General features: G+C 36.4%; 1 pseudogene. It reads left to right on the forward strand.

What is annotated here, in order from left to right:
• Positions 1 to 180: 180 nt before the first annotated feature.
• A pseudogene (locus HT693_RS11650) lies at positions 181 to 875 on the forward strand (helix-turn-helix domain-containing protein); the annotation flags it as partial.
• Between the last annotated feature and the right edge of the window lie 139 nt (positions 876 to 1,014).

The raw sequence follows: 1,014 nt of genomic DNA on the forward strand, positions 1-1,014 counted from the left end.
CATCGAAAATTGGATTAATAACTATCCTAAAAAATGCTTGAACTACAAATCACCCAGAGAAGACTTCTTCATGCTAACTTGAACTTGAAATTTGGCTCGAATGTGAGAATGTCTTTAGTAAATCGAACGTGAAAATGTCCCATTTGATAAAATAGTCGTATGAAAAGTATCCAACTGAATATGAATGAAACGAAAAAATATCTTGTGATAAAAGCTATAGACCAAGGAAAGAAAACAAAGAATCGAGCCTGTGTCGAACTGAATCTTTCTGAAAGACAAATCAATCGTCTGCTACTAGCCTATCAACAGAAAGGAAAAAAGCCTTCAGACACGGAAACAGAAATCGAAAACCAAAACATGCAATCCCTGATGAAATCAAAGAACGTGTCCTAAAGAAATACCTCTCCTATGAAACATATAAACCAAATGTCCTTCATTTCTGTGAATTACTAGCTGAAGAAGAGGGAATTCAGCTCTCTGATACAACTGTTAGAAAAATACTCTATAAGGAAAACATCCTCTCTCCCAAGTCTCACAGAAAGACAAAGAAGAGACTAAGAAAACAAGCTAAACTGAACCGCAATCATCCCCTAGACAATCCAATCTTACCATCCGCTAAAGATTTCCTGGAAGACACTAAAAAGCTACATCCTAGTAGACCCAGAAAGAAATTTGCTGGAGAACTCATCCAAATGGAGGCTAGCCCTCATGCCTGGTTTGGAGCAGAAACCTCTAACTTACACTTAGCCATTGATGATGCTTCCGGCAATATCCTAGGGGCTTATTTTGATAAAAAAGAGAACTTGAATGCTTACTATCATGTCCTTGAACAAATATTAGCCAATCACGGTATTCCCCTTCAAATTATAGTAGATTGAAACTAGAATAGTACACCTCTACTTCTAAAACATTGTTAGAAATCGATTTGACTGTCCTGATCGGTTTGTCCTATTCTTATTTCATTTTACTATACTTTCAAACCTAGCCGTTTCTCAATAAAACGACTAACTGAAT

Origin of the sequence: Streptococcus sp. 2154 (assembly GCF_013277255.1) — a bacterium.
GTDB lineage: Bacteria > Bacillota > Bacilli > Lactobacillales > Streptococcaceae > Streptococcus > Streptococcus pseudopneumoniae.